This is a genomic window from Pseudomonas quercus (genome assembly GCF_012033695.1).
Lineage (GTDB): Bacteria > Pseudomonadota > Gammaproteobacteria > Pseudomonadales > Pseudomonadaceae > Aquipseudomonas > Aquipseudomonas quercus.
In genome coordinates this window covers 39,185-60,720 of sequence record NZ_JAAVJI010000010.1, presented here as the reverse complement: position 1 = coordinate 60,720, position 21,536 = coordinate 39,185, and the positions used below count along the sequence as shown (strand labels likewise).

Genomic DNA, 21,536 nt, shown 5'->3' with positions numbered 1-21,536 from the left:
AGGCTTGAATGAGCGAATCAACCGATCTCAGCCTGGATGGCGTAGAGCGCCGGTCCCTGGCTGACTTCACCGAACAGGCCTACCTCACCTACTCCATGTACGTGATCAAGGACCGCGCGCTGCCCCACATCGGCGATGGGCTCAAGCCCGTGCAGCGGCGGATCGTGTATGCCATGAGTGAGCTGGGGCTGGATGCTGACGCCAAACACAAGAAATCCGCCCGTACCGTGGGTGACGTGCTTGGTAAGTTCCACCCCCATGGCGACTCGGCCTGCTATGAGGCCATGGTGCTCATGGCGCAGCCGTTCAGCTACCGCTATACGCTTGTGGACGGGCAGGGCAACTGGGGTGCGCCGGACGATCCCAAGTCCTTCGCAGCCATGCGCTACACCGAGGCACGCCTGTCGCGCTATTCCGAGGTGTTGCTCACCGAGCTGGGGCAGGGCACGGCCGACTGGGTGCCCAACTTCGACGGCACCTTGGACGAGCCGGCGGTACTTCCGGCACGCCTGCCTAACATTTTGCTCAATGGCACCACCGGTATTGCTGTGGGCATGGCCACCGACGTACCGCCCCATAACCTGCGGGAAGTAGCTACGGCCTGTGTACGCCTGCTGGATGAGCCGGACGCGACCATCGAGCAACTGTGCGAACACGTACCGGGGCCGGATTACCCGACCGAAGCTGAAATTGTCACGCCCCGGCACGAGCTGCTGAAGATGTACGAGAACGGCCGTGGCTCGTTGCGCATGCGTGCCGTGTACCGGGTTGAGGACGGTGATGTGGTGGTCACTGCACTGCCGCACCAGGTGTCTGGCGCCAAGGTGCTGGAACAGATTGCCGCACAGATGCAGGCCAAGAAGCTGCCCATGGTGGCGGACCTGCGCGATGAATCGGACCATGAACACCCTTGCCGTATCGTCATTATCCCGCGCTCCAACCGTGTGGATGCCGCCGAGTTGATGCAGCATCTGTTTGCCACAACGGACCTGGAATCCACCTACCGGGTGAACATGAACATCATTGGCCTGGACGGCCGCCCGCAGTTGAAAAACCTGCGTGCGTTGCTTCAGGAGTGGCTGGTGTTCCGCACCCGTACCGTGCGCCGTCGCCTGCAATTCCGCCTGGACAAGGTCGAGCGCAGGCTGCACTTGCTCGAAGGCCTGCTGGTGGCCTTCCTCAACCTGGATGAAGTGATTCAGATCATCCGTACCGAGGATCACCCCAAGGCCAAGCTGATCGCGCGCTTCGGGCTGTCCGAGACCCAGGCCGATTACATCCTCGATACCCGGTTGCGCCAGCTGGCGCGCCTGGAAGAGATGAAGATCCGTGACGAGCAGGACGCACTCGCCAAGGAGCGCGACAAGCTGCTAGCCCTGCTGGGCAGCGAGGCAAAGCTGAAAAAACTGGTGCGTACCGAATTACTGGCCGATGCCAAGACCTACGGCGACGACCGCCGTTCGCCGATCGTTGAGCGGGCCGAAGCCCGTGCCTTGTCGGAAAACGAGCTGATGCCCACCGAGCCGGTGACCGTCGTGCTGTCGGAAAAAGGTTGGGTACGCTGCGCCAAAGGCCATGATATCGATGGCACGGCCTTGTCCTACAAGGCCGGGGACGGCTACAAGGCCGCCGCGCCTGGCCGCTCCAACCAGTACGCAGTGTTCATTGACTCCACAGGCCGTAGCTACTCGCTGCCGGCCCATACCCTGCCATCGGCCAGGGGGCAGGGCGAACCACTGACAGGGCGCCTTACGCCACCGCCAGGGGCACAGTTCGAATGCCTGCTGCTGCCCGATGACGATGCTCTTTATGTCATCGCCTCGGATGCCGGCTACGGGTTTGTGGTGAAAGGTGAAGACCTTCAAGCCAAGAACAAGGCAGGCAAAGCGTTGCTCAGCCTACCCAACGGCGCCAAAGTCATGGCTCCTCGGCCCCTTAGAAACCGTGAGCAGGAATGGGTAGCAGCCGTCACCACCGAAGGCCGGCTGCTGGTATTCAAGGTGGCCGACTTGCCGCAACTGGGTAAAGGCAAAGGCAACAAGATCATCGGCGTACCAGGGGACCGCGTGGCGAGCCGCGAAGAGTACGTGACCGACCTTGCCATCGTGGCCGAAGGGGCCACACTGGTACTGCAGGCTGGCAAACGTACCTTGTCGCTCAAGGCCGATGACCTCGAACATTACAAGGGCGAGCGTGGGCGCCGTGGCAACAAGTTGCCGCGAGGCTTCCAGCGTGTAGATGCCCTGTTGGTCGAGCCCTCTGTCTAAATTCGGCCTCCTAGGCCGCCGCTTTCCGGCAGGCGGTCGTGGGAGGCTGGAGTCTGCCATGTTATTCACGGATGATATGGGCCTTGTGGCGCGCCCTGTAGGTGCGCCCGTTGGTATCGGCATTACTGCGGCCCTGCTCAACAGCGCCGCCTGGACGGGACAATGAATTTTCTGCGCCTACCTTTCGCTGTACTTCTGACCGGTGTGCTCGGCTTGGCCGGCTGCAGCGTTCACCAGCCGGTGGCGTTGTACCAGCTGGACAGCGGTAACCCTGGCCAGCCAAAACGTGCCAGCGGCATGGCGGTGCTATTAGGCCCGGTGTCCGTAGCCGACTACCTGCAGCGTGAAACCCTGTTGCAGCGGCAGAAGGACGGAAGCTTGCGCGCGGCCACCGACGGGCGGTGGGCTGGTAGCCTTACAGCCGACATCGACCAGTTGCTGGTGCGCCAGTTGGCATGGCGGCTCGATACGCAGCGGGTCATGCTGGCCCCTGCCAAGGCGAGCTTCAGCCCGGACGCCCAGGTACTGCTCTCCATCACACGCCTGGACTCAGGCGGCAACCAGCCGGCCGTTCTGGATGCCCAGTGGCGTGTGCTGGACCGTCGTGGCCAGGTACGTGCCAGCCGGCTGGTGCACCTGGAAGAAAAACACAGTGGTGATACGGCGGCGCAGGTTCAAGCCCAAGGCGTGCTGCTGCAACGGCTGGCTGCTCAACTGAGCGCTGCCGTAAAACCCCTGGCCAGCCAGCCGGCGCTGGCGGATGAGCGCAAGCCAGTGCCCACGCAAGTGGAAAAGGATGAGCCTGAAAAGCAGAAAATCCCCTTGGCCGTGCCCGTGCGGACGAAGGCGGAAGTGTTCAGGTTCTAGGCGCTTGCCTGGCCCTATAGCGCTAGGCAAGACAGAACATAAACGTCAGCGTCTACACTCTGTTTTGCCAATGAGGGCGTAGGCAAAAGAAACCAAAATCACTGCTTCTCCGCCAGGATCAGTGTGAAGTCATGTCTCGGCTCGAACACCTTCTAGCTATTACTGCAGGGCAGTACTAGCTGCTAGTCAGCCTGGGCATGTTCATCCTTTCTCCAGCCAGGTTGAGCTAGTAGGTGGCCTACCTGCTACAACAGGTATTACTGCGCATCCTGATATTCCCACCAAAGCTCAGCGACTGACCACGCACCATGACCGCCCGTTACTGTAGGCGAGTGGCTTGAGCCTAGGTTGCCGAAGCGCAGGTACTCGCAGGCCGACTCACAACATGATTCCGCCCACACCTTGGCTTTTGCATTGCCCTGAGGTATAGCTTTACGCCTAGCACATACCATTCGTCTGCCATCCACGTTGGCTAGAGGAACTATTTCAGTTAAATCTTATTTAGTGTAAGACTTGGCGTATAAATTCTTACATAGGTCTTATCAGAATGTTGAATCACCCACCGACGACGCGCGAAGCAGACGAAATTGATCTGTTCGAGCTCGCCGCGGCCGTCTGGGCTCAGAAGGTGTTGATCATTGGCTTTATTGTGCTGGCCACGGGCGCCGCCGCTGCCTATGCATTCTTGAGCAAACCAATCTACGAAGCGAGGCTGTACGTGCAGCCTCCTACCTTGAACGATATCGCCGACTTCAACTACGGCCGCACACGTGAAGCCGAACTAACGCCTTACACCATCAATGACGTTTACGGCGTGTTCACCCGTAACCTGCAAGGCGAGTCGCTACGGCGTGCCTTTTTCACTGATGTGTATCTTCCATCGTTGAGCGAAGAGCAACGCCAGGGTTCTCAAGATCTGTTGTATTCAGATTTCTTGAATACCCTGATGATCGGCGGCCCAACCAAGGATTTGCCGGATCGATACTCCGTTGCGGTATACGGCAGCGATCCGGCCCAGGCCACTGCCTGGGCCAAAGCCTTCGTGGAGAAGGCCGGCGCACAAGCCGAGAATGAGATGATCACTAACGTGGAGCGCGAAGGCGAGGTGCGAGCACGTAATTATGAGCATCAGATTGCCACCCTCCAGGAAACCGAAAGTCGGGTTCGCAACGACGCGATTTCACGCTTGCAGGAAGCGTTAAACGTGGCTCAAGCCATCGGCCTCGAAAACCCACCTATTATTTCCGGGGGCGTTGCCGCTGAAGTTTCAGCGACCATGGATGGTCAACTGACTTACATGCGTGGCACCAAAGCGTTAAATGCAGAGATTAAAAACCTGAAAGAACGTAAGTCCGATGATCCCTTTATCACTAGCCTGCGTGCATTGCAGATCAAGCAGAGCTTCTACCAAGGGCTGCAGGTGAGTCCGCAGACCGTTTCCGTCTATCGTCAGGATGGGCCGATCGAGGTACCTGACCGCCCCATCAAGCCTAGAAAAGGGTTGATCATCGTTGGTGGATTCATCGGTGGCGGTATTCTTGGGGTGCTGTTTGCGCTCAGTCGTTTCTTTATCGGTCAACGTAGAAAATCACTTCACAGCGCCTGATCACTAACGAGCGCCTGTGATCAGGCGCTTCCTGCCCCAGTCTGAACAGACATGAATTTTATTGAATTGTCCACGCGCTTGATGCTTGCTTCGACGTGAAAATGCCCGCGTTTCTTGGCCTATAAGTCGCCCATTGCGTGACGAAAAAGCGGCTGGCATCTATCATTGGCACGTTTTGGAGCTGCGTTTCATGGAAATGTAGCCCAACGTGCACAATGGATTCGCCTGGCTCAGGCTGCATTAGTGCCCGCTGGCAGCGCCCGTAGCACCAATTTTCAAAAAAAATACCGACGCAAGCGTGCCGGTCGCTGACCTCGCAGCCCGATACGGATAAGCTGTGCAGGACCTTTTCTCCGTTTGCCAGGCTGGCAGAGGGGAGCAACCCGGATGTTGAAGGAAATGTTAGTCAGATGACCGTCACTAAACGCAAAGGCATCATTCTCGCAGGCGGTTCAGGCACACGCCTGCACCCGCTGACCCTCGGTGTATCCAAGCAGATGCTGCCGATCTTCGACAAACCGATGATTTTCTATCCGTTGTCCGTGCTGATGCTCGCAGGCATGCGCGAAGTGCTGATCATCTCCACGCCGGAAGATTTGCCGGCCTTCCGCAAGCTGTTGGGTGACGGCAGCCAGTACGGCATCGAGCTCAGCTACGCGGTGCAGCCCAGCCCAGATGGCCTAGCACAGGCCTTTATCATTGGCGAAGAATTTATCGGCAACGATGCCTGCTGCTTGATTCTCGGTGACAACATTTTTTATGGCCACCACTTCTCCGAGAACCTGAGCGCTGCCATGGCCCAGGGTTCAGGCGCGACGGTGTTCGGCTACCATGTATCCGACCCGGAGCGCTTTGGTGTAGTGGAGTTCGACAAAACTGGGCGGGCACTGAGCATCGAAGAAAAGCCCACCGCACCGAAGTCCAACTATGCCGTCACGGGGCTTTATTTCTACGACAATCGGGTTGTCGAGATTGCCAAGAACATCAAGCCCTCAGAGCGCGGTGAGCTTGAAATTACGGATGTGAATCGCGCTTACCTGGAAGATGGTTCGCTCACTGTAGAAATGCTCGGGCGCGGGTTTGCTTGGCTGGACACCGGCACCCACGAATCGCTCCTGGAAGCCAGCCAGTTCGTGCACACCATCGAGCACCGCCAGGGTTTGAAAGTGGCGTGTCTTGAAGAGATTGCGTTTGCCCAAGGGTGGATCACACCTTCGCAACTCAAAGAACAAGGCGAGAAACTCAAAAAAACCGGTTACGGCCAATACTTGTTGAAGCTGCTGAAAGAGAATGACCACGTATGAAGTTGATCCAGACTCTGGCAGTTGATGAGTTGGCTGTAGCTCATTCAATCCTGGCAATAAGCAAATGAGCCTGATTACGGTTTTGGATTTGAAGACGCTTGGCGACGAACGGGGGCATCTTGTTGTTCTGGAGAACAACCGGGATGTGCCGTTCGAAGTCAAGCGGGTCTATTACTTGACCGACACCCAGCCAGGAGTGCCGAGGGGGTTTCACGCGCATAAGCAGCTTCTTCAGGTTGCCGTATGTGTGTCTGGAAAATGCCTGATGAAGCTGGATGACGGCATACTCAAAGAAGAGGTCTGGCTGGACACGCCTAATAAGGCCATCTTGATTGATAAAATGATCTGGCATGAAATGCATGATTTCAGCCACGGCTGCGTGCTGCTGGTACTGGCAAGTGACTTTTATGATGAGGCTGATTACGTGCGCGATTATTCTCGCTTTTTGGAGATGATCGGGCATGCCTAAAATACATCCACTTGCTGACGTGAAAAGCGAGCAGATTGGTAAAGCCACGCGTATTTGGCAGTACGCTGTCGTCTTCGAGGGAGCTGTAGTTGGCGAAGATTGCAACATCTGCGCTCATACTCTGATTGAAAATGGAGTGACTGTTGGTAATAACGTTACAATCAAGTCAGGTGTTTACCTGTGGGCAGGAACGGTTATCGCCGACAACGTATTCATTGGGCCAAACGCGACGTTTACCAATGATGTTATGCCACGTTCCAAAGTCTATCCCGAAAAATTCTCAGGCATTATGGTAAATCAGGGCGCAAGTATCGGCGCTAACGCTACTATATTGCCCGGCCTGACTATTGGCAAAGGTGCTATGGTTGGCGCAGGTGCGGTAGTCGTCAATGATGTTCCAGAGCGTGCAGTTGTTGTCGGTAATCCTGCAAAAGTTATCAGGTATTTGAGCGAATGATCAGTTTCCTAGACTTGAAAGAAATCAACCAGGCCTGCCGCGACGAGCTGGTTGCCGCCTGCACGCGAGTCATTGATTCCGGTTGGTATATCGGCGGCACAGAGCTGCAGGCATTTGAAAGCAGCTTCGCCAACTATTGCGGTACTAGGCACTGCATAGGGGTCGCAAACGGGCTTGACGCATTAGTGCTGGTTATCCGCGCCTGGAAAGAGCTTGGCTGTCTTCAGGCTGGCGATGAGATCCTTGTACCTTCAAATACCTACATTGCCAGCATCCTCGCGATCTCCGAAAACGGGCTGGTGCCCGTGCTGGTAGAGCCTGATCCGGCAACATTCAACATGTGCCCGCTAAAGGCGGAAGCCGCGATCACTGAGAAAACAAAAGCTATCTTACCGGTTCATCTTTATGGCCGTCTGGCTGATATGCCGGCCATCATGGCGCTGGCAGAGCGCCGCGAACTGCTTGTCTTGGAAGATTCCGCTCAGTCTCACGGCGCCAGCATTAATGGCCGACGTGCGGGGAGCTGGGGTGATGCATCAGGTTTTAGCTTTTATCCAGGCAAGAACCTAGGCGCGTTGGGTGATGCAGGTGCAATCACAACGAACGATGATCTGTTAGCGACGACGCTGAAGGCCCTGCGCAATTACGGGTCGCACAAGAAGTATGAAAACCTGTATCGCGGTGTAAACAGCCGACTCGATGAAATGCAGGCTGCCTGCCTTTCAGTCAAGCTGAAATACCTGGATGAGCAGACTGCGCATCGTCGCGTGATAGCCGACGTGTACACTCGTACGCTATCAAACCCCGCCATTCGCACACCCGTGGCGACTGAGTTCGACGTCTCCCACAACCTTAGTCACGTATGGCACGTCTATACAGTGCTCTGTGAAGACCGCGACGGATTGCAGCGCTATCTAGCAAATCAGGGTGTACAAACGTTGATTCACTACCCAATCCCCCCACACCATCAAAAAGCCTACGCCGAATGGGGTGATGCTTCATTCCCGGTTTCCGAGCAGATCCATCAGCAGATCCTGAGCTTGCCCATAGGGCCGACGCTTTCGTTGGAAGATGCCGAAGCTGTAGTTAGGGCGTGCAATAGTTTCAAATCAGGAACGTTATGAACCTGATTAAGACTAGCTTGCTGAATGGTATTGCAGTTGCTGTGAAGATGGTGACACTTCTAGGTCTTAACAAGATACTGGCTATCTATATAGGTCCGGCAGGCTTTGCGGCGATCGGCCAGTTCCAAAATGCATTGCAGATGATTACTACATTTACCGGAGGTGCAATTACAAACGGAGTAGTCAAGTATACAGCTGAGTACGGTGACGATGAGAATCTGCAGAGGGGTGTATGGAAGGTGGCTGGAACCCTAACGGTTCTAGGTAGTTTGCTGACTGCGGTGCTCTTAGCGATATTTAGTAGAGAGCTTTCTGGGTTTTTTTTGCATGATGAAAGCGTCTACGACATATTTTTATGGTTGGCAGGTGGAGTAGTATTTTTTTCGCTTAATACCTTGTTGCTTGCCATCTTGAATGGGAAGAAAGAAATTCTTCTTTACGTTGGCGCCAATATCGCAGGAAGCCTTCTGTCATTATTAATTACCGTGGGCTTAACGATGCTGTACGGTCTCCACGGGGCACTTATATCATTAGTGTTGTATCAATCAATCAGTTTTTTTGTCACAGCTACTTTTTGTGTGCGTACGCAATGGTTCCGACTGACCTTTTTATTCGGCTCCCTTGAAGGGTCAGTAATCAAAAAGCTATCAGCTTTTTTTTTCATGGCATTGGTGGCCGCAGTCGCTACTCCCATTGTTCAGACCTTGATTAGGCGCCATCTTGGCGCCGATTTTGGCTGGGAGGTTGCCGGGTATTGGGATGCGATAACGCGCTTAAGTGGTGCCTATCTTCTTATTGTCACCACCACATTGAGCGTGTACTACTTGCCAAAGCTTTCTGAGCTTAAAACAGGCAAGGAGATCCGATCTGAAATACTGCAGGGATACAAGTTTATCCTGCCTGTAGCTATGTTTGCTGGATTGATGATGTATCTACTTAGAGATTTCATCATCCTCGTTTTATTTACCGACGCGTTTTCTCCAATGCGTATGCTTTTCGCAGGACAGGTCGTGGGAGACAGTCTCAAAATTGTGAGTTGGATAATCGCCTACGTCATGCTAAGTAAGGCAATGGTTAAGGAGTTCGTGATAGCCGAGGTGGCGTCCTGTCTGTGTCTCTATGGGCTTACGGTCGTATTCACTGACCGATGGGGCATCGTGGCAGTCACTTGGGCTTATGCGGCAACTTACTTGGTTTATGGCTTGATGATGTATTTTCTGGTCTATGAGAAATTGCACACTCTCGATCAAAAATTAGGCAGTGACGTAATTTGAAAATTTTATTCGACGACTTCGCTCACACCATAGTGGCAGAGCCTGATCTCGGCCGAGCTTTAGAGCTTGCGGAAATCTATGGTAATTTACTATGGTTTGCGGATGTGGGTGTCTATGACGCAACTGTGGTTGAATTAGATTTGATTTCTCGTTGTAAGGCTAGAAATGTTTGGGCAACTGCTTATCCAGACTCGGGCTCTGATTCGCGTATCCTTCACGTGATTACTGAGCCATTTCTTTCGGGGGGACATACTCGATTAATGGAGAAGCTTGCGCGCATGAGCGCAGGGGGCGCCGACTTGCTAATTACTCGTAAAGCGTCTACTGCCGCAGTCCAGCGGGTCTCGAATTACGTTGATAACATCATTCATGTAAAAGCCATTAAGCCCGTTGAAAGGGTATATGAAATTGCAAGTGTTTTGGCGGCCTACAAAAAAGTAGTCCTCCATATTCATCCTGATGATATTTGTACAGTAGTTGCATGTGGTGTGGTTGTTAGTAAGGCAGTTCCCGAAATTTACTTTGTGAATCACGCGGATCACGTTTTTTCTTTTGGTTCTACTGTAGCAGACTATTATTTTGAGTTAAGCAGTTATGGCAAGCGTCTTGATGAGTCAAAGTTGATTAAGGGTAAAAAGAGCTTTTTAGGTATACCTATAGAAATTGAAACTTCTGCCACGCAGAGTGGGTTTGCGCCTTCGGTACAGGATGACTTGATTTTCATCACCGCAGGTAGCGATATAAAGTTTAAACCAGTCAAGGGTCTGAGTCCGACTGATTTGTTGGGCAAGGTTTTATCAACCTATCCAAATTCGAAGGTGCTTGTTATTGGTTCTGATATCAGAGTAGGTTATTGGTGGTGGCTTTTGAAGCTCAAGTATAGATCGCGGTTTTCTGTGATCAAGAGTTTGCCCTACTCAGAGTATAGGGAATTAGTAAAAAATGCTGATTTCTATATTGATAGTTATCCCATTCCCGGCGGTACCGCCTTCGCTGAGCAGTATGTCGCAGGCCAGCGCTGCGTTGGGCTTGTGTCTCCGCAGCAAGGCTATTCACCTGCAGATGTATTGAAAATGTCCTCTGTAGATGAAGTCATGAGCACCATTGCAGCGTATCAACCGCCTTCGGATTTATTAGCCAAGATCATTGAGGTCCATTCTATCGAAAACGTAAAGGCCCGATTCATAGCGTGTCTTGATAGTGGGCAAACGAGTGAAAACAAATTGGATGTTTACTGTCGCTGGACGGGCAATATAGGCCTTTTTCGGAGTGAAGGAACTCCCGCTTCAATCGATATTTCTGCTCAATCATTTTCCGCATTAAAGATACTTTGCCCTCAGCTGGCCAATCGCCTGTACCGAACACTGGGCTTTTCAAAAAGATTAAAGTTGCATGTCAAGCAGGTTGTTGCAAGCTATCGGCGAATCCGGGGTTCTAGCGTGGAAGCGGCATGATGTCTAGAATAATAAGGAGTATAGTACTTTGGTATTCACTTGCTACCATATTGGTTCCTGTGTTTTTTCTAAATAAACTGCTGTTCGTTCCCCTTTTTTTAATATCAATATTTTTGCTCTTTATTAAGCCTGTTAGAACTATGGCGCCGTTCATCATTTTGATCATTTTTGCATACGGCTTTGTACTGGGTATGACTGGTGACTTTGATCTGGGTCTGGCGCGTCAAATGCTACTTGGTGTACTGTCGTTATTTCTGATTTACATCATTGTACATTATCAGATAAACATGGAGAATGTGCTAAAGATATCTGGGGTTAGTCTGGCTTTAATTATGTGCGGTTTTTCGTTTATGTTGATGGTTTTCCCAGGGTTTTTTATAGGTGATATGCTGCTAGACTATTACAATGCTCATGAGCTAGGGTTTTATGGAGTCCGTAACTTTGGGGGCTTGCAGCTTTTCATGCTGCACCATCGATCCTCCCCATTCTTGCTGGTTCCACTGTCGCTACTTTTCTTAGACTTTTTGCGCTATCGTAAGATAATCACACTACTGTGCATAGGCGTGATTATCGCGGCAATCATCTGCACGGCATCACGTGCACTCATGGCTATGGCAGTCATCTCTTTGTTTGTGCTTTACCTTCACCACAAAACTTGGCCTCAGAGAATACTTATTCTTTCAGTAGTAATTCCGATTTTTGTTATCGGTGTGGTCTATCTACTAAATCAGACTAGTGTACTAAGCTCCAGTGAGCAGTCGAACAGTATCAAGCTAGGACACATTGCTTCATTTTTTGACACTGTCGATTGGTCCATGCTGTTCTTTGGGCGTGGTCTTGGTTCTTATTTTTATACGGAAGGATATGGTGCTGTTGTTTCTCAGACAGAAATAACCTGGCTGGACTCTGTGCGATTTGTAGGTTTTCCGCTTTCGTTAGTGCTTATGGGTAGCATTCTTTTTCCGGTCCGTCGAATCATGGGCCTAAAAGAAAATATCCCTCAATTTATCATCATTGTCTTGTACCTGATCATGTCGCTGAGTAATCCGGTATTGTTCAATTCATTCGGTTTTCTTGTTATTTTGTGGTATTGGTCAGTGGTTATGAGTAATCAGCCCAAAGAGCGGTTTGCTTTGCAGTCAAGGAAGTTGCTATGAAAGATGTTGCAGCAGTTGTTGTCAGCTTTCACCCAGAAATGCCTGTATTGGATAGGTTGCTCGCCTCTCTGCTGAATCAGGTGGATTTACTGCTGCTCGTGGATAATGGCGGGGGGGCGGGCTACCTTGCCGCAGATCCCGATCTTCGTGAACGAATTTGCTATCTGCCTCTTGGGGAAAATAAAGGGCTGGGTTTTGCCCTCAATGTCGGTTTTGCTAAAGCTTTACAACAGGGCAAGCGTTACATGGTCACCTTCGACCAAGACAGCCACGCTCAACCCGATCTCATCGAGCGTTTGCATCAGGCGATGAACGACGCTAAGCGTCTTGACGACAAAGCTATTGCTGTCAGCCCGGCCTTCTTTGATCGTCGTGATGGTAAGGAAGTCAATTTCCCGTTTTATTCATCCGTAGGCGGAAAGATCAAGCCGGTATTTGAAAGCGACAATGCGCATGGCTTGGTGAAAGCAGATGCGCTCATCACGTCTGGTATGTTTGTCGATATACAGGCCTGGGAGCAGGGCATCAGGTATGACGAAGGTATGTTTGTCGACTTTACCGACACAGAGTGGTGTTTCCGAGTCCGTGATCAAGGCTACAGTTTGTATGGTTGCTTGAACGTCCAAATGGGCCATGCCCTGTCTGATGCGCCCCCGGTAAAACTGCTCGGGCTGAGTTTTTTCCGGTATTCGCCTATACGCCGTTATTTTTTCTTTCGCAATACGGTGGCTGTCTGCCGCATGGCGCACACGCCTGCGCTCTGGAAGCGGCGGATGATGACCGCCTTGATGCTTCGCTTTGTAGTGAATCTTTTCATTGATATCGACCGCAAGAAGTCGCTTAGCATGATGATTCGCGGTGTACGCCATGGCGCCAAGGCGAGTCTTGGTCCGGTGCACTGACACCCGTTTCGTATTGGGCCGAGAGGTCTCAGAATTAAGGTAGGTTTATGCAACCACGTTTTTTGGTACTGCTGGCTGCTTATAACGGTGTGCAGTGGATTGAAGAGCAGGTCCAGTCGATTCTTTCTCAGCAAGAAGTGTCAGTGACTATCGCGATCAACGTCGATAAGTCTACTGACGGGACTGAGGAATGGGCGACAGCACTGGCTTTACGTGAGCCACGCGTTGTTGTGTTGCCGTTAGGCGAGCGCTTTGGCGGCGCCGCGCGAAATTTCTTTCGTCTGGTGCATGACGCACCGCTTGCAGGCTACGACTATTTCTCCTTCGCTGACCAGGACGACATCTGGCACCCTGACAAACTCATCCGTGCTGTCACTGTCATGAACGCCACGCGTGTGGATGGCTACTCTAGCGACGTTCAGGCCTTTTGGCCGAATGGAGTTGAGAAGACTGTCGTAAAGTCCCAGCCTCAGGCAGCCTACGACTTTTTATTCGAAGCGGCGGGTCCGGGGTGCACGTATGTTTTCACTCGGGAATTATTTATCACGATGCAGCGGCATCTGACTGCCCACTTTGCTGAGGTACAAGCTGTCACCCTGCACGACTGGTATTTCTACGCATTCAGCCGAGCCAATGGTTATCGCTGGCATATTGATAATGTGCCTTCAATGCGTTATCGGCAGCACGCTAGTAATCAAGTGGGCGTCAACCAGGGCGCGAAGGCTTTCAAGGCCCGTTTGGCTCAAGTGTTTGATGGCTGGTATCTGAACCAGGCTGCGAAGATTGCCAACTTGGTGGGCATGGGTGACAGCCCATTTGTACGAAGCTGGAGTGGTCTGGGCCGGTTTCAGCTATTACGATTGGCGAAAAACAGTTCTCAATGTCGTAGAAGGCTGCGGGACAAGTATGTGTTTGGGGCATTGTGCATTGCCCTCGCGCTGGTGAGGCACAAAAAATGAATACACAGCTATTGGTCACGGGCAGCACAGGTTTCGTTGGCAGGCGCCTAGTCGAGTATTTAGCGGCTGATTCGGCCTTCAAGGTTCATACCCTGCTGCGCGCTGCTCCCCACGGCGCGCCAGTCAATGCTCATTACAGCGTACTGGAGGACTTCTCAACGATTGATGCCCAACACCCGTCTTTGACCGGTGTTCACGTTGTTGTTCATCTCGCTTCGCGTGTTCATATCATGAATGACACTGACCCTGACCCGCTTGCGGCCTTCCGGCGAGTGAATGTGGGCCACACTTTGCAGCTTGCGCGTAGCGCGGCTGCGGCCGGAGTGAAACGGTTTGTGTTTGTCAGTTCCGTCAAGGTGAACGGTGAGGGCACCACCCCTGGCAAAGTTTATCGCGAAACTGATACCCCAAACCCCGTGGACCCTTACGGCATTTCCAAATGGGAAGCAGAAGAGGGGCTTAAAGCCATTGCCGCCGAAACGGGGCTTGAAGTGGTGATCATTCGTCCTGTCTTGGTCTACGGCCCCGGCGTCAGGGCAAACTTTGCAAGCATGATGAATTGGCTGCGCAAAGGCGTACCACTGCCGTTTGGTACCCTTCACAACAGGCGTAGCCTTGTCGCCTTGGACAACCTGGTCAGTTTCATCCGCTTGTGCTCGGTTCATCCAGCGGCCGCTTCTGAAACCTTTTTGATCAGCGACGGCCACGATGTGTCCACTACCGAGCTGCTGTACAAGCTTGGACAAGCGCTACACCGACCAGCACGGCTTTTGCCCGTGCCAGCTTGGATGCTTGCAGGCACGGCTAATCTACTAGGGAAAAAATCCTTGTCCCAGCGCTTGTGTGGTTCATTGCAGGTGAGCACTGACAAAGCACGCTTGTTACTAGGATGGAAACCTGTGGTAACCGTTGATCATGCCCTGAACGAAACAGCCCAGTACTTCCTAAGCGAGTTTGTAAAATGAGCTTTTGGTATCTGCTTCCCCTAATCACGCTCTTGTCATACGGTCTAACAGCATTGTTGCGCCTGTATGCACTCAAACGCAGCATCATCGACATTCCCAACGCCCGCAGCTCTCACTCCATTCCTACCCCAAGAGGTGGAGGTGTCGCGATTGTTATTGTATTCCTGCTGGCACTTCTTGCGCTGGGCTTGCTCGGTCTGGAAACCTGGCCCGTGCTTGTAGGTTACCTTGGCGCAGGCACACTCATCGCGGTTATAGGTTTTATGGATGATCACGGCCATATCGCAGCGCGCTGGCGGTTGCTGGGGCATTTTCTGGCGGCGGTGTGGGCTCTGTTCTGGCTCGGTGGGCTTGCGCCGCTGACGATGTTCGGTTTTACCGTTGACCTTGGCTGGCTGGGAGCGATGGCGGCTGCCTTTTATCTGGTGTGGATGCTCAACCTGTACAACTTCATGGACGGCATTGACGGTATCGCCAGTGTTGAAGCCATGTGTGCTTGCCTTGGGGCGTGTTTGATCTACTGGCTCACTGGGCATGAGCAACTGATCTACGCGCCGCTGTTTCTGGCTATGGCCGTGGCGGGGTTCCTGAGCTGGAACTTCCCTCCGGCCAAAATTTTCATGGGCGATGCCGGCAGCGGATTTTTGGGCATCATTCTGGGCTGTTTGTCTCTTCAGGCTGCCTGGGCGGGTTCGGCGTTTCTCTTTGCGTGGTTGATCCTGCTGGGCGTGTTCGTGGTGGATGCGACCTTTACCCTGATTCGTCGGCTGGTGCGTGGGGACAAGGTCTATGAGGCTCATCGCAGCCACGGCTACCAGTTCGCGTCGCGCCTGCATGGCAAGCACAAGCCCGTTACCCTTGCAGTGGTGGTCATCAATGTCGTGTGGTTGCTGCCGCTGGCCATCGGTGTAGGTTTGCAGTATATGGATAGCGCTGTAGGGCTTATGCTCGCCTACCTTCCGTTGGTACTACTGGCCGTCAAGTACAATGCTGGGCAGCTGGAAGAAACTGTTTGACCGAAGGGCAATCAATGCAAAACAGAGCCGGGTTCGGGTCTGCCAGTAGAGATGGAATCAAAAGATGGAAAGTTTGATGAATCAGGTTCGGGCGAGTTTGCTAGCCTTGCCACGTAGCAAGAAGCGGCTTTTACAAGTGGTAGCGGACCTGCTACTGGTCTGGTTTGCCATGTGGCTAGCGTTTCTCGTGCGCCTTGGGCTAGATGACATGTTTAACCCGATAGGCCAGCATCTGTGGCTGTTCATCGCCGCGCCAGTCATTGCTATCCCGTTGTTCATTCGTTTTGGCATGTATCGGGCAGTGATGCGCTATTTCGGCAATGACGCCCTGATCACCATCTTCAAGGCGGTAAGCCTCTCGACACTTATTTTGGGTGCGGTGGTTTACGCGTACAGCAACCATGAAGTAGTGATCCCGCGCTCCATTCTGTTCAATTACTGGTGGCTGAGCATGATCATGATCGGTGGTCTGCGCCTGATCATGCGCCAGTATTTTCTTGGTGATTGGTTCACCGCTGCGCAGCATGTGCCCTTCACGCGGCGCGATAATGGCCTTCCCCGCGTCGCCATTTATGGCGCGGGTGCGGCAGGTAACCAATTGGTCGCCGCGCTTCGCATGGGCCGCGTGATGAGGCCGGTTGCGTTTATCGATGATGATTCCGGCATTGCTGGGCGAGTGATTTCCGGCCTGCAGGTTTATAAGGCCAGGCATATCCAGAGAATGATCGACGCAACGGGTGCCCAAGAGATTCTGTTGGCTATCCCATCCTCAAGTCGCACGCGTCGGCGTGAAATATTGGAGTTGCTTGAAAAATACCCTTTGCATGTTCGCAGCGTTCCAGGCTTCATGGACTTGGCCAGCGGCCGGGTGAAAGTCGATGATATTCAAGAGGTTGACATCGCCGATCTGCTGGGGCGCGATGCTGTCCCGGCTCAAGAACATTTGCTGGAGCGCTGTATCGCTGGGCAGGCTGTACTGGTTACCGGTGCAGGCGGGTCAATTGGCTCGGAGCTGTGCCGCCAGATCCTGATGCTAAAGCCTAAGGCGCTGCTTTTGTTCGAGCACAGTGAGTTCAATCTCTACACGATCCTGTCCGAGCTGGAGCAACGAGTGTCACGCGAGTCGCTGCCCGTGCGCGTGTTGCCGATTCTGGGGTCAGTGCGCGACGAAGTTAAGTTGCTAAATGTCATGAAAACCTGGGACGTCAATACTGTTTATCATGCAGCGGCTTACAAGCATGTACCCATGGTGGAACACAATATTGCCGAGGGCGTACTAAATAACGTTGTAGGTACATTGAATACTGCACAAGCAGCAATCAAGGCCGGTGTAGCGAATTTCGTGCTGATCTCCACCGACAAAGCAGTACGCCCAACCAACGTTATGGGCAGCACCAAGCGGCTTGCGGAGCTGGTCCTGCAGGCGCTCAGTAGTGAACTCGGCCCAGTTATGTTCAAAGATGGCAGCAACGTACCTAGAGTCAATAAAACCCGGTTCACTATGGTACGTTTTGGTAATGTTTTAGGTTCCTCTGGCTCAGTGATTCCACTATTCCACAAACAGATAAAGTCGGGCGGGCCTATTACAGTTACGCATCCCAAAATTACGCGCTACTTCATGACCATTCCGGAGGCCGCTCAGTTAGTTATCCAGGCTGGCTCGATGGGCTTGGGTGGGGACGTATTTGTGCTGGATATGGGCGAGCCAGTAAAGATCGTTGAACTGGCAGAGAAAATGGTGCATTTGTCTGGGCTGAGCGTACGCTCGGACAAGAACCCACATGGCGATATTGCCATAGAGTTCACCGGCCTGCGACCCGGTGAGAAGCTCTATGAAGAGTTATTGATCGGCGAAAACGTGGCGACTACGGGCCATCCGATGATCATGAGCGCCCACGAAGATTACTTGTCATGGGAAGTGTTAAAAGAGAAGCTCGCGGAGTTAGTCAGCGCAGTGGGGAGCGACGATTACGACAAGGTGCGTAAATTACTTCGAGAAACCGTTAGTGGCTACGCGCCCGATGGCGAAATCGTCGACTGGATGCATCAACAGCGTAATCAGACACTCTAACGCCTATCTTTACTGAGCTTTTATGAAATGGACTATCGCAAACGGCTTAGCGAGCAAGCGAGTGAAACCATTGCTGAAAAGCTCTTTGCCAACCTGCCGTAGCAAGTGATGATACGGCGGTTTTCCTTCAGCCAGCCGAACATCCTTCAATGATGTTGCGCTGAGCCTATTTGGGCTTGTCGAATAGGCGAGACATTCTAGGGCGGGGCTTGCGCTTCATGGTCTGGAGTGGGATCACTGGCTGCATGCCGTAGTGGTCGCAGTACTGGCCTCGGCGCCGCTGGCGGCTTGGTGGCGTTGTCCTGCCGTGGAGTCAGTCATCCACGTCTGCACATCAATCAGCCTCTTTTCGCTGAGCCGTACATGCAGGCGTTTTAGCACCTGGTCAGATGTCTGAATCTCGCCAGTCACGAAGGATGGATAGACCGTCGACCAAGGACCAAAACGTTCGGGCATATCTCGCCAGGCAGCGCCCAAGTAGAGCACCCAGAGGATGCCCTTGAGCATCAAGCGATCATCAGCCCGAGGGCGCCGGTTGTATCGCGGCGCAGAGAAAAGGTCTTCGACAAAAGCTCAGAATTCGTCGGCAATTTCGTAGCGTTTCACCATCAGGGATGCTTCCCTGACGGACGTGAACTCTACTAATTGTGTGCGTAGGTGCTAGTTAAAGTGGTATCGATTAATTTCGTACAGAGCCTAAGAAAAGGCAACTTTAAAAAAGCCTCGCGGGCTCTGCTCTTGCCTAATTTGGCGAAGTACAGGAGCCCGCAAGCAGCTATTACAACCGCGTCCGCCGATCCGCTATCCGTGCCAGTTGACGCTCCAGCAACGACGGGTAAGGCTCCAGCAGCCGCTCTACGCACGACGCGCCCTCAGGGCTGGCAATGGGGCGAATACGTGCACGCTGGCGGATCAGTTGGTCATCATTGACCCCGCGCTCCACCAACAGCAGGTTGCGGCTGTGTTGCGACAGGGCCAGTGCTGTACGCGTCGGCTCGGACATAGCTACGGAAGCGTCGTCCATTCCATGAAGTTCATCGGCCAAGGCCAGGCCTAGTTGAAGCTGAAGCGTAATGCCGCTGTCCGCCACTTCGATCTGCAACTCATGACCCAGCGCCCGCAGCAGCTCACCGCAGCAAATGGCATTGGTCAGGTAGTCTTCACCACTGTCATTCGTGTGGAACAGCACCAGGCTGCTACCATCGGACAGGTTGTGCACATGCCCCTGATACAGCGATGAGGCCTGGTTCAGGAAGGTGCGGTAACGCTCTGTCAGCTCATCCAGGCGGGCCTTTGGCAAGCGACGCAACTGCTCCTGGGAACCCAGTTGAACGGCCAGCACCACGCTGTACTGAGGTACAGCAGGGGCTGCAGGCGCAACTGGTGCCATGGGCACGGTGGCAGGGCCTGGGCCTGGCACTGAAAAGTCTCCCAGGTCGGCGAAGGCGTCGTCGTCCTCTTCGTCCTCATCAGCCAATACACGGCGGCCAACCGGCACAGTCACAGGTGCAGGCTTGGCAGCTGCCCCGGTAAAGGGCGCAAAGGCCGGCGCTGCATCTTCTTCGTCGTCGAAGGCTTCAGGCACTGGCTCAATGGGTGGGTCTGGGGCGTACTTGTCGTGAAGGTCCCGCGCCACATCGCCGATTTCATCCTGGCGTTCGGTTGCCGGGGTGTAATGGTCGATCTGCCGCAGCCATACACGCAATTGCAGCAGGGGCGTGGTGAGGTTCCGGCCCAGGCGAAGGCTGATGACCAGGGTCAGTACCAGCAGGATAAGGCACAGAATGCCCATGCTTTGCAGGCTAATGGCCATGGGCTGTTGGAACTGCTCCATGTTGAGGCTGACCTGCAGCGTGCCGGTGCTGACGTCCTGGAACGACAGTTTTTTCTCGTACAGGCCGCCTGAAAGCGTCAGCAGGCCAGGCTTGGGTTTCTGCCCCGCCTCGGCGACCACCCGGTTGTCTCCGCTGTAGATGGCCGCATGGGCCACCAGCGGGTTTTTAACCAGGTTGTTCAGCAACACATTGAGGCTGAGGATGTCATTGGACACCAGCAACTCGGTCGCAGACACGGCAGTTTGTGTGGTGAGGCTTTGACCTAGGGCATCGGCCTGGTCATGCATGGCCTGCTTGAACTGCAACCCCATCACCCCGGCGTAGATCAGCAGGGCAACTGCCACCAGAACGATGTTGTGGATAGCGATACGCAGCGCGATCGGTGAGCGGCGATGGCGCAAGGACCGAAAGATCAGCAGGAAGAAATTATCGTTTTTAACGGGCGTGGGCCGGTTCACTGCGCTCGGCTCCTGAGGCTGAAAGTGCTGCGCAGTATAACGACCGACCCCTGGTGTTCAAAGCGCGCCAGCCCTGGAAACTGGTTAGAATGCGCTTTTTTTGCCAAAACCGAGGTAGGCCGTGCGCGAATTCGTCCTGATCAACATCACTGGCGTGGATCGGCCAGGGCTAAGTGCTGCGCTGGTGGGTGTGCTGGCGGAAGGCGGTGCCAGCCTGCTGGACATCAGCCAGGCTGTGATTCATGGCACGCTCAACCTGGCCGTGATGCTTGAGCAGGCCCCTGGGGTGTCCTCCGAAGCGCTTCTGGAACGGGTGAAAACCGCCTACGCCACCCTGGATGTTACTGTTCGCCTTCAGCCACTGGACCTGCCTGCCTACGAGCACTGGGCGCTTGCACAACGTGCGCCCCGGTATGTGCTTAGCCTGCTTACTCACGGCCTGAGTGCCGACCACGTGCATCGGGTCACGGGCATTGCGAACCGGCACGGGTTGGAAGTGGACCGCATAGACCGCTTGTCAGGGCCTGCTTACCTTGATAGCCAGGCACCCGCTACCCATGGCTGCGTGGACATTCTTCTTAAAGGCGTTGCTCATGATGCCCAAGCCCTGCGCGCCGAGCTGCTGGACGCCGCGCGCGACCTGGGTGTGGACATTGCCTTGCAGGCGGATGACCTGAACCGTCGCCATCGGCGCCTTGCCGTTTTCGATATGGATTCAACCCTGATTCAGGCCGAAGTGATCGACGAGCTGGCCAAGGCCTATGGCGTAGGCGAGCGCGTGTCGGAAATCACGGAGCGTGCCATGCGCGGGGAGCTGGATTTTCGTGCCAGCTTCAAGGAGCGCATGGCCTTGCTCAAGGGGCTGGATGTAAGCGTGCTGGACGAGATCGGTGCCGGCCTGCGTTTAACCGACGGGGCGGAGGCCTTGTTTGCCGGGTTGCGTCGGCTGGGCTACAAAACGGCGATCTTGTCGGGCGGGTTCACCTATTTTGCGCGTCAAGTGCAAGCACGGCTCGGCATCGACTACGTGTACGCGAACGAGCTGCAGGTAGAAGATGGCAAATGCACCGGTGTGGCGGTGGAACCCATTGTGGATGCCCAGCGCAAGGCCGAACTGCTACGTGAGCTGGCAGCGCGGGAGGGCGTCAGCCTGGAGCAGACCATCGCTGTGGGTGATGGCGCCAACGACCTGCCCATGCTAGCGCTGGCAGGCCTGGGCGTCGCCTTCCGTGCCAAGCCGTTGGTAAAGGCCTCGGCCAGGCACTCGATATCTACGCTAGGGTTGGAAGGGGTGTTGTACCTGCTCGGCGTCGAGGATCGGCTGCTGTCATAACCGCTCGGCTTTGCCCTG

17 protein-coding genes and 1 pseudogene are annotated in these 21,536 nt (G+C 54.0%); 16 read left to right on the top strand and 2 right to left on the bottom strand.

The annotated features are described in order from the left end of the window. Positions 1–8 precede the first annotated feature (8 nt). The 15 genes from parC to HBH25_RS16040 all read left to right on the top strand — a co-directional run bounded on the left by parC (position 9) and on the right by HBH25_RS16040 (position 17,892). Entirely contained in the window at positions 9–2,267 is a 2,259-nt protein-coding gene (parC, locus tag HBH25_RS16110; protein ID WP_168084957.1) for a DNA topoisomerase IV subunit A, read from the top strand. 162 nt (positions 2,268–2,429) lie between these two features. Continuing rightward, a complete protein-coding gene (locus HBH25_RS16105; protein ID WP_168084956.1) occupies positions 2,430–3,134 on the top strand; it encodes a PqiC family protein in 705 nt (234 codons plus the stop codon). A gap of 547 nt (positions 3,135–3,681) precedes the next feature. Further along, a complete protein-coding gene (locus HBH25_RS16100; protein ID WP_168084955.1) occupies positions 3,682–4,740 on the top strand; it encodes an LPS O-antigen chain length determinant protein WzzB in 1,059 nt (352 codons plus the stop codon). A gap of 410 nt (positions 4,741–5,150) precedes the next feature. Beyond that, positions 5,151–6,044: a glucose-1-phosphate thymidylyltransferase RfbA gene (gene rfbA, locus HBH25_RS16095; RefSeq protein WP_168084954.1), complete on the top strand. Its 894-nt coding sequence runs from the start codon at positions 5,151–5,153 to the stop codon at positions 6,042–6,044. Between the two features lie 64 nt (positions 6,045–6,108). Continuing rightward, positions 6,109–6,513 carry a sugar 3,4-ketoisomerase gene (locus tag HBH25_RS16090; RefSeq protein WP_168084953.1) on the top strand — a complete coding sequence of 135 codons (405 nt, stop codon included), beginning with the start codon at positions 6,109–6,111 and terminating at the stop codon, positions 6,511–6,513. Next, positions 6,506–6,970, top strand: a complete 465-nt coding sequence (locus tag HBH25_RS16085) for an acyltransferase (protein ID WP_168084952.1) — start codon at positions 6,506–6,508, stop codon at positions 6,968–6,970. Before HBH25_RS16090 ends, HBH25_RS16085 begins: the two co-directional genes overlap by 8 nt. Next, on the top strand, positions 6,967–8,094 hold the full coding sequence (locus HBH25_RS16080; RefSeq protein WP_168084951.1) for a DegT/DnrJ/EryC1/StrS family aminotransferase: 1,128 nt from the start codon (positions 6,967–6,969) through the stop codon (positions 8,092–8,094). Before HBH25_RS16085 ends, HBH25_RS16080 begins: the two co-directional genes overlap by 4 nt. Continuing rightward, positions 8,091–9,368: an O-antigen translocase gene (locus HBH25_RS16075; protein ID WP_168084950.1), complete on the top strand. Its 1,278-nt coding sequence runs from the start codon at positions 8,091–8,093 to the stop codon at positions 9,366–9,368. Before HBH25_RS16080 ends, HBH25_RS16075 begins: the two co-directional genes overlap by 4 nt. After that, a complete protein-coding gene (locus HBH25_RS16070) occupies positions 9,365–10,822 on the top strand; it encodes a glycosyltransferase family 4 protein (RefSeq protein WP_168084949.1) in 1,458 nt (485 codons plus the stop codon). Before HBH25_RS16075 ends, HBH25_RS16070 begins: the two co-directional genes overlap by 4 nt. A gap of 140 nt (positions 10,823–10,962) precedes the next feature. After that, on the top strand, positions 10,963–11,979 hold the full coding sequence (locus HBH25_RS16065; protein ID WP_168084948.1) for a hypothetical protein: 1,017 nt from the start codon (positions 10,963–10,965) through the stop codon (positions 11,977–11,979). After that, positions 11,976–12,881: a glycosyltransferase family 2 protein gene (locus HBH25_RS16060; RefSeq protein ID WP_168084947.1), complete on the top strand. Its 906-nt coding sequence runs from the start codon at positions 11,976–11,978 to the stop codon at positions 12,879–12,881. The genes HBH25_RS16065 and HBH25_RS16060 overlap by 4 nt, the downstream gene beginning before the upstream one ends. A 47-nt stretch (positions 12,882–12,928) precedes the next feature. Further along, positions 12,929–13,840: a glycosyltransferase gene (locus tag HBH25_RS16055; protein ID WP_168084946.1), complete on the top strand. Its 912-nt coding sequence runs from the start codon at positions 12,929–12,931 to the stop codon at positions 13,838–13,840. Continuing rightward, the gene (locus HBH25_RS16050; protein WP_168084945.1) at positions 13,837–14,805 is read left to right on the top strand and encodes a UDP-glucose 4-epimerase family protein; all 969 of its coding nucleotides are present in this window, start codon (positions 13,837–13,839) and stop codon (positions 14,803–14,805) included. Before HBH25_RS16055 ends, HBH25_RS16050 begins: the two co-directional genes overlap by 4 nt. Then, positions 14,802–15,821: an MraY family glycosyltransferase gene (locus HBH25_RS16045; RefSeq protein ID WP_168084944.1), complete on the top strand. Its 1,020-nt coding sequence runs from the start codon at positions 14,802–14,804 to the stop codon at positions 15,819–15,821. The genes HBH25_RS16050 and HBH25_RS16045 overlap by 4 nt, the downstream gene beginning before the upstream one ends. A 76-nt stretch (positions 15,822–15,897) precedes the next feature. Next, positions 15,898–17,892 carry a polysaccharide biosynthesis protein gene (locus HBH25_RS16040; protein WP_168085057.1) on the top strand — a complete coding sequence of 665 codons (1,995 nt, stop codon included), beginning with the start codon at positions 15,898–15,900 and terminating at the stop codon, positions 17,890–17,892. A 32-nt stretch (positions 17,893–17,924) separates the two neighbouring features. Here HBH25_RS16040 and HBH25_RS16035 read toward each other — a convergent pair. Then, positions 17,925–18,501: pseudogene (locus HBH25_RS16035) on the bottom strand (transposase). A 169-nt stretch (positions 18,502–18,670) separates the two neighbouring features. Further along, positions 18,671–20,185, bottom strand: a complete 1,515-nt coding sequence (locus tag HBH25_RS16030) for an AhpA/YtjB family protein (RefSeq protein ID WP_168084943.1) — start codon at positions 20,183–20,185, stop codon at positions 18,671–18,673. A gap of 121 nt (positions 20,186–20,306) precedes the next feature. On the opposite strand from HBH25_RS16030, the gene serB reads away from it, so the two are divergent. Beyond that, entirely contained in the window at positions 20,307–21,518 is a 1,212-nt protein-coding gene (gene serB / locus HBH25_RS16025) for a phosphoserine phosphatase SerB (protein WP_168084942.1), read from the top strand. Positions 21,519–21,536 lie beyond the last annotated feature (18 nt).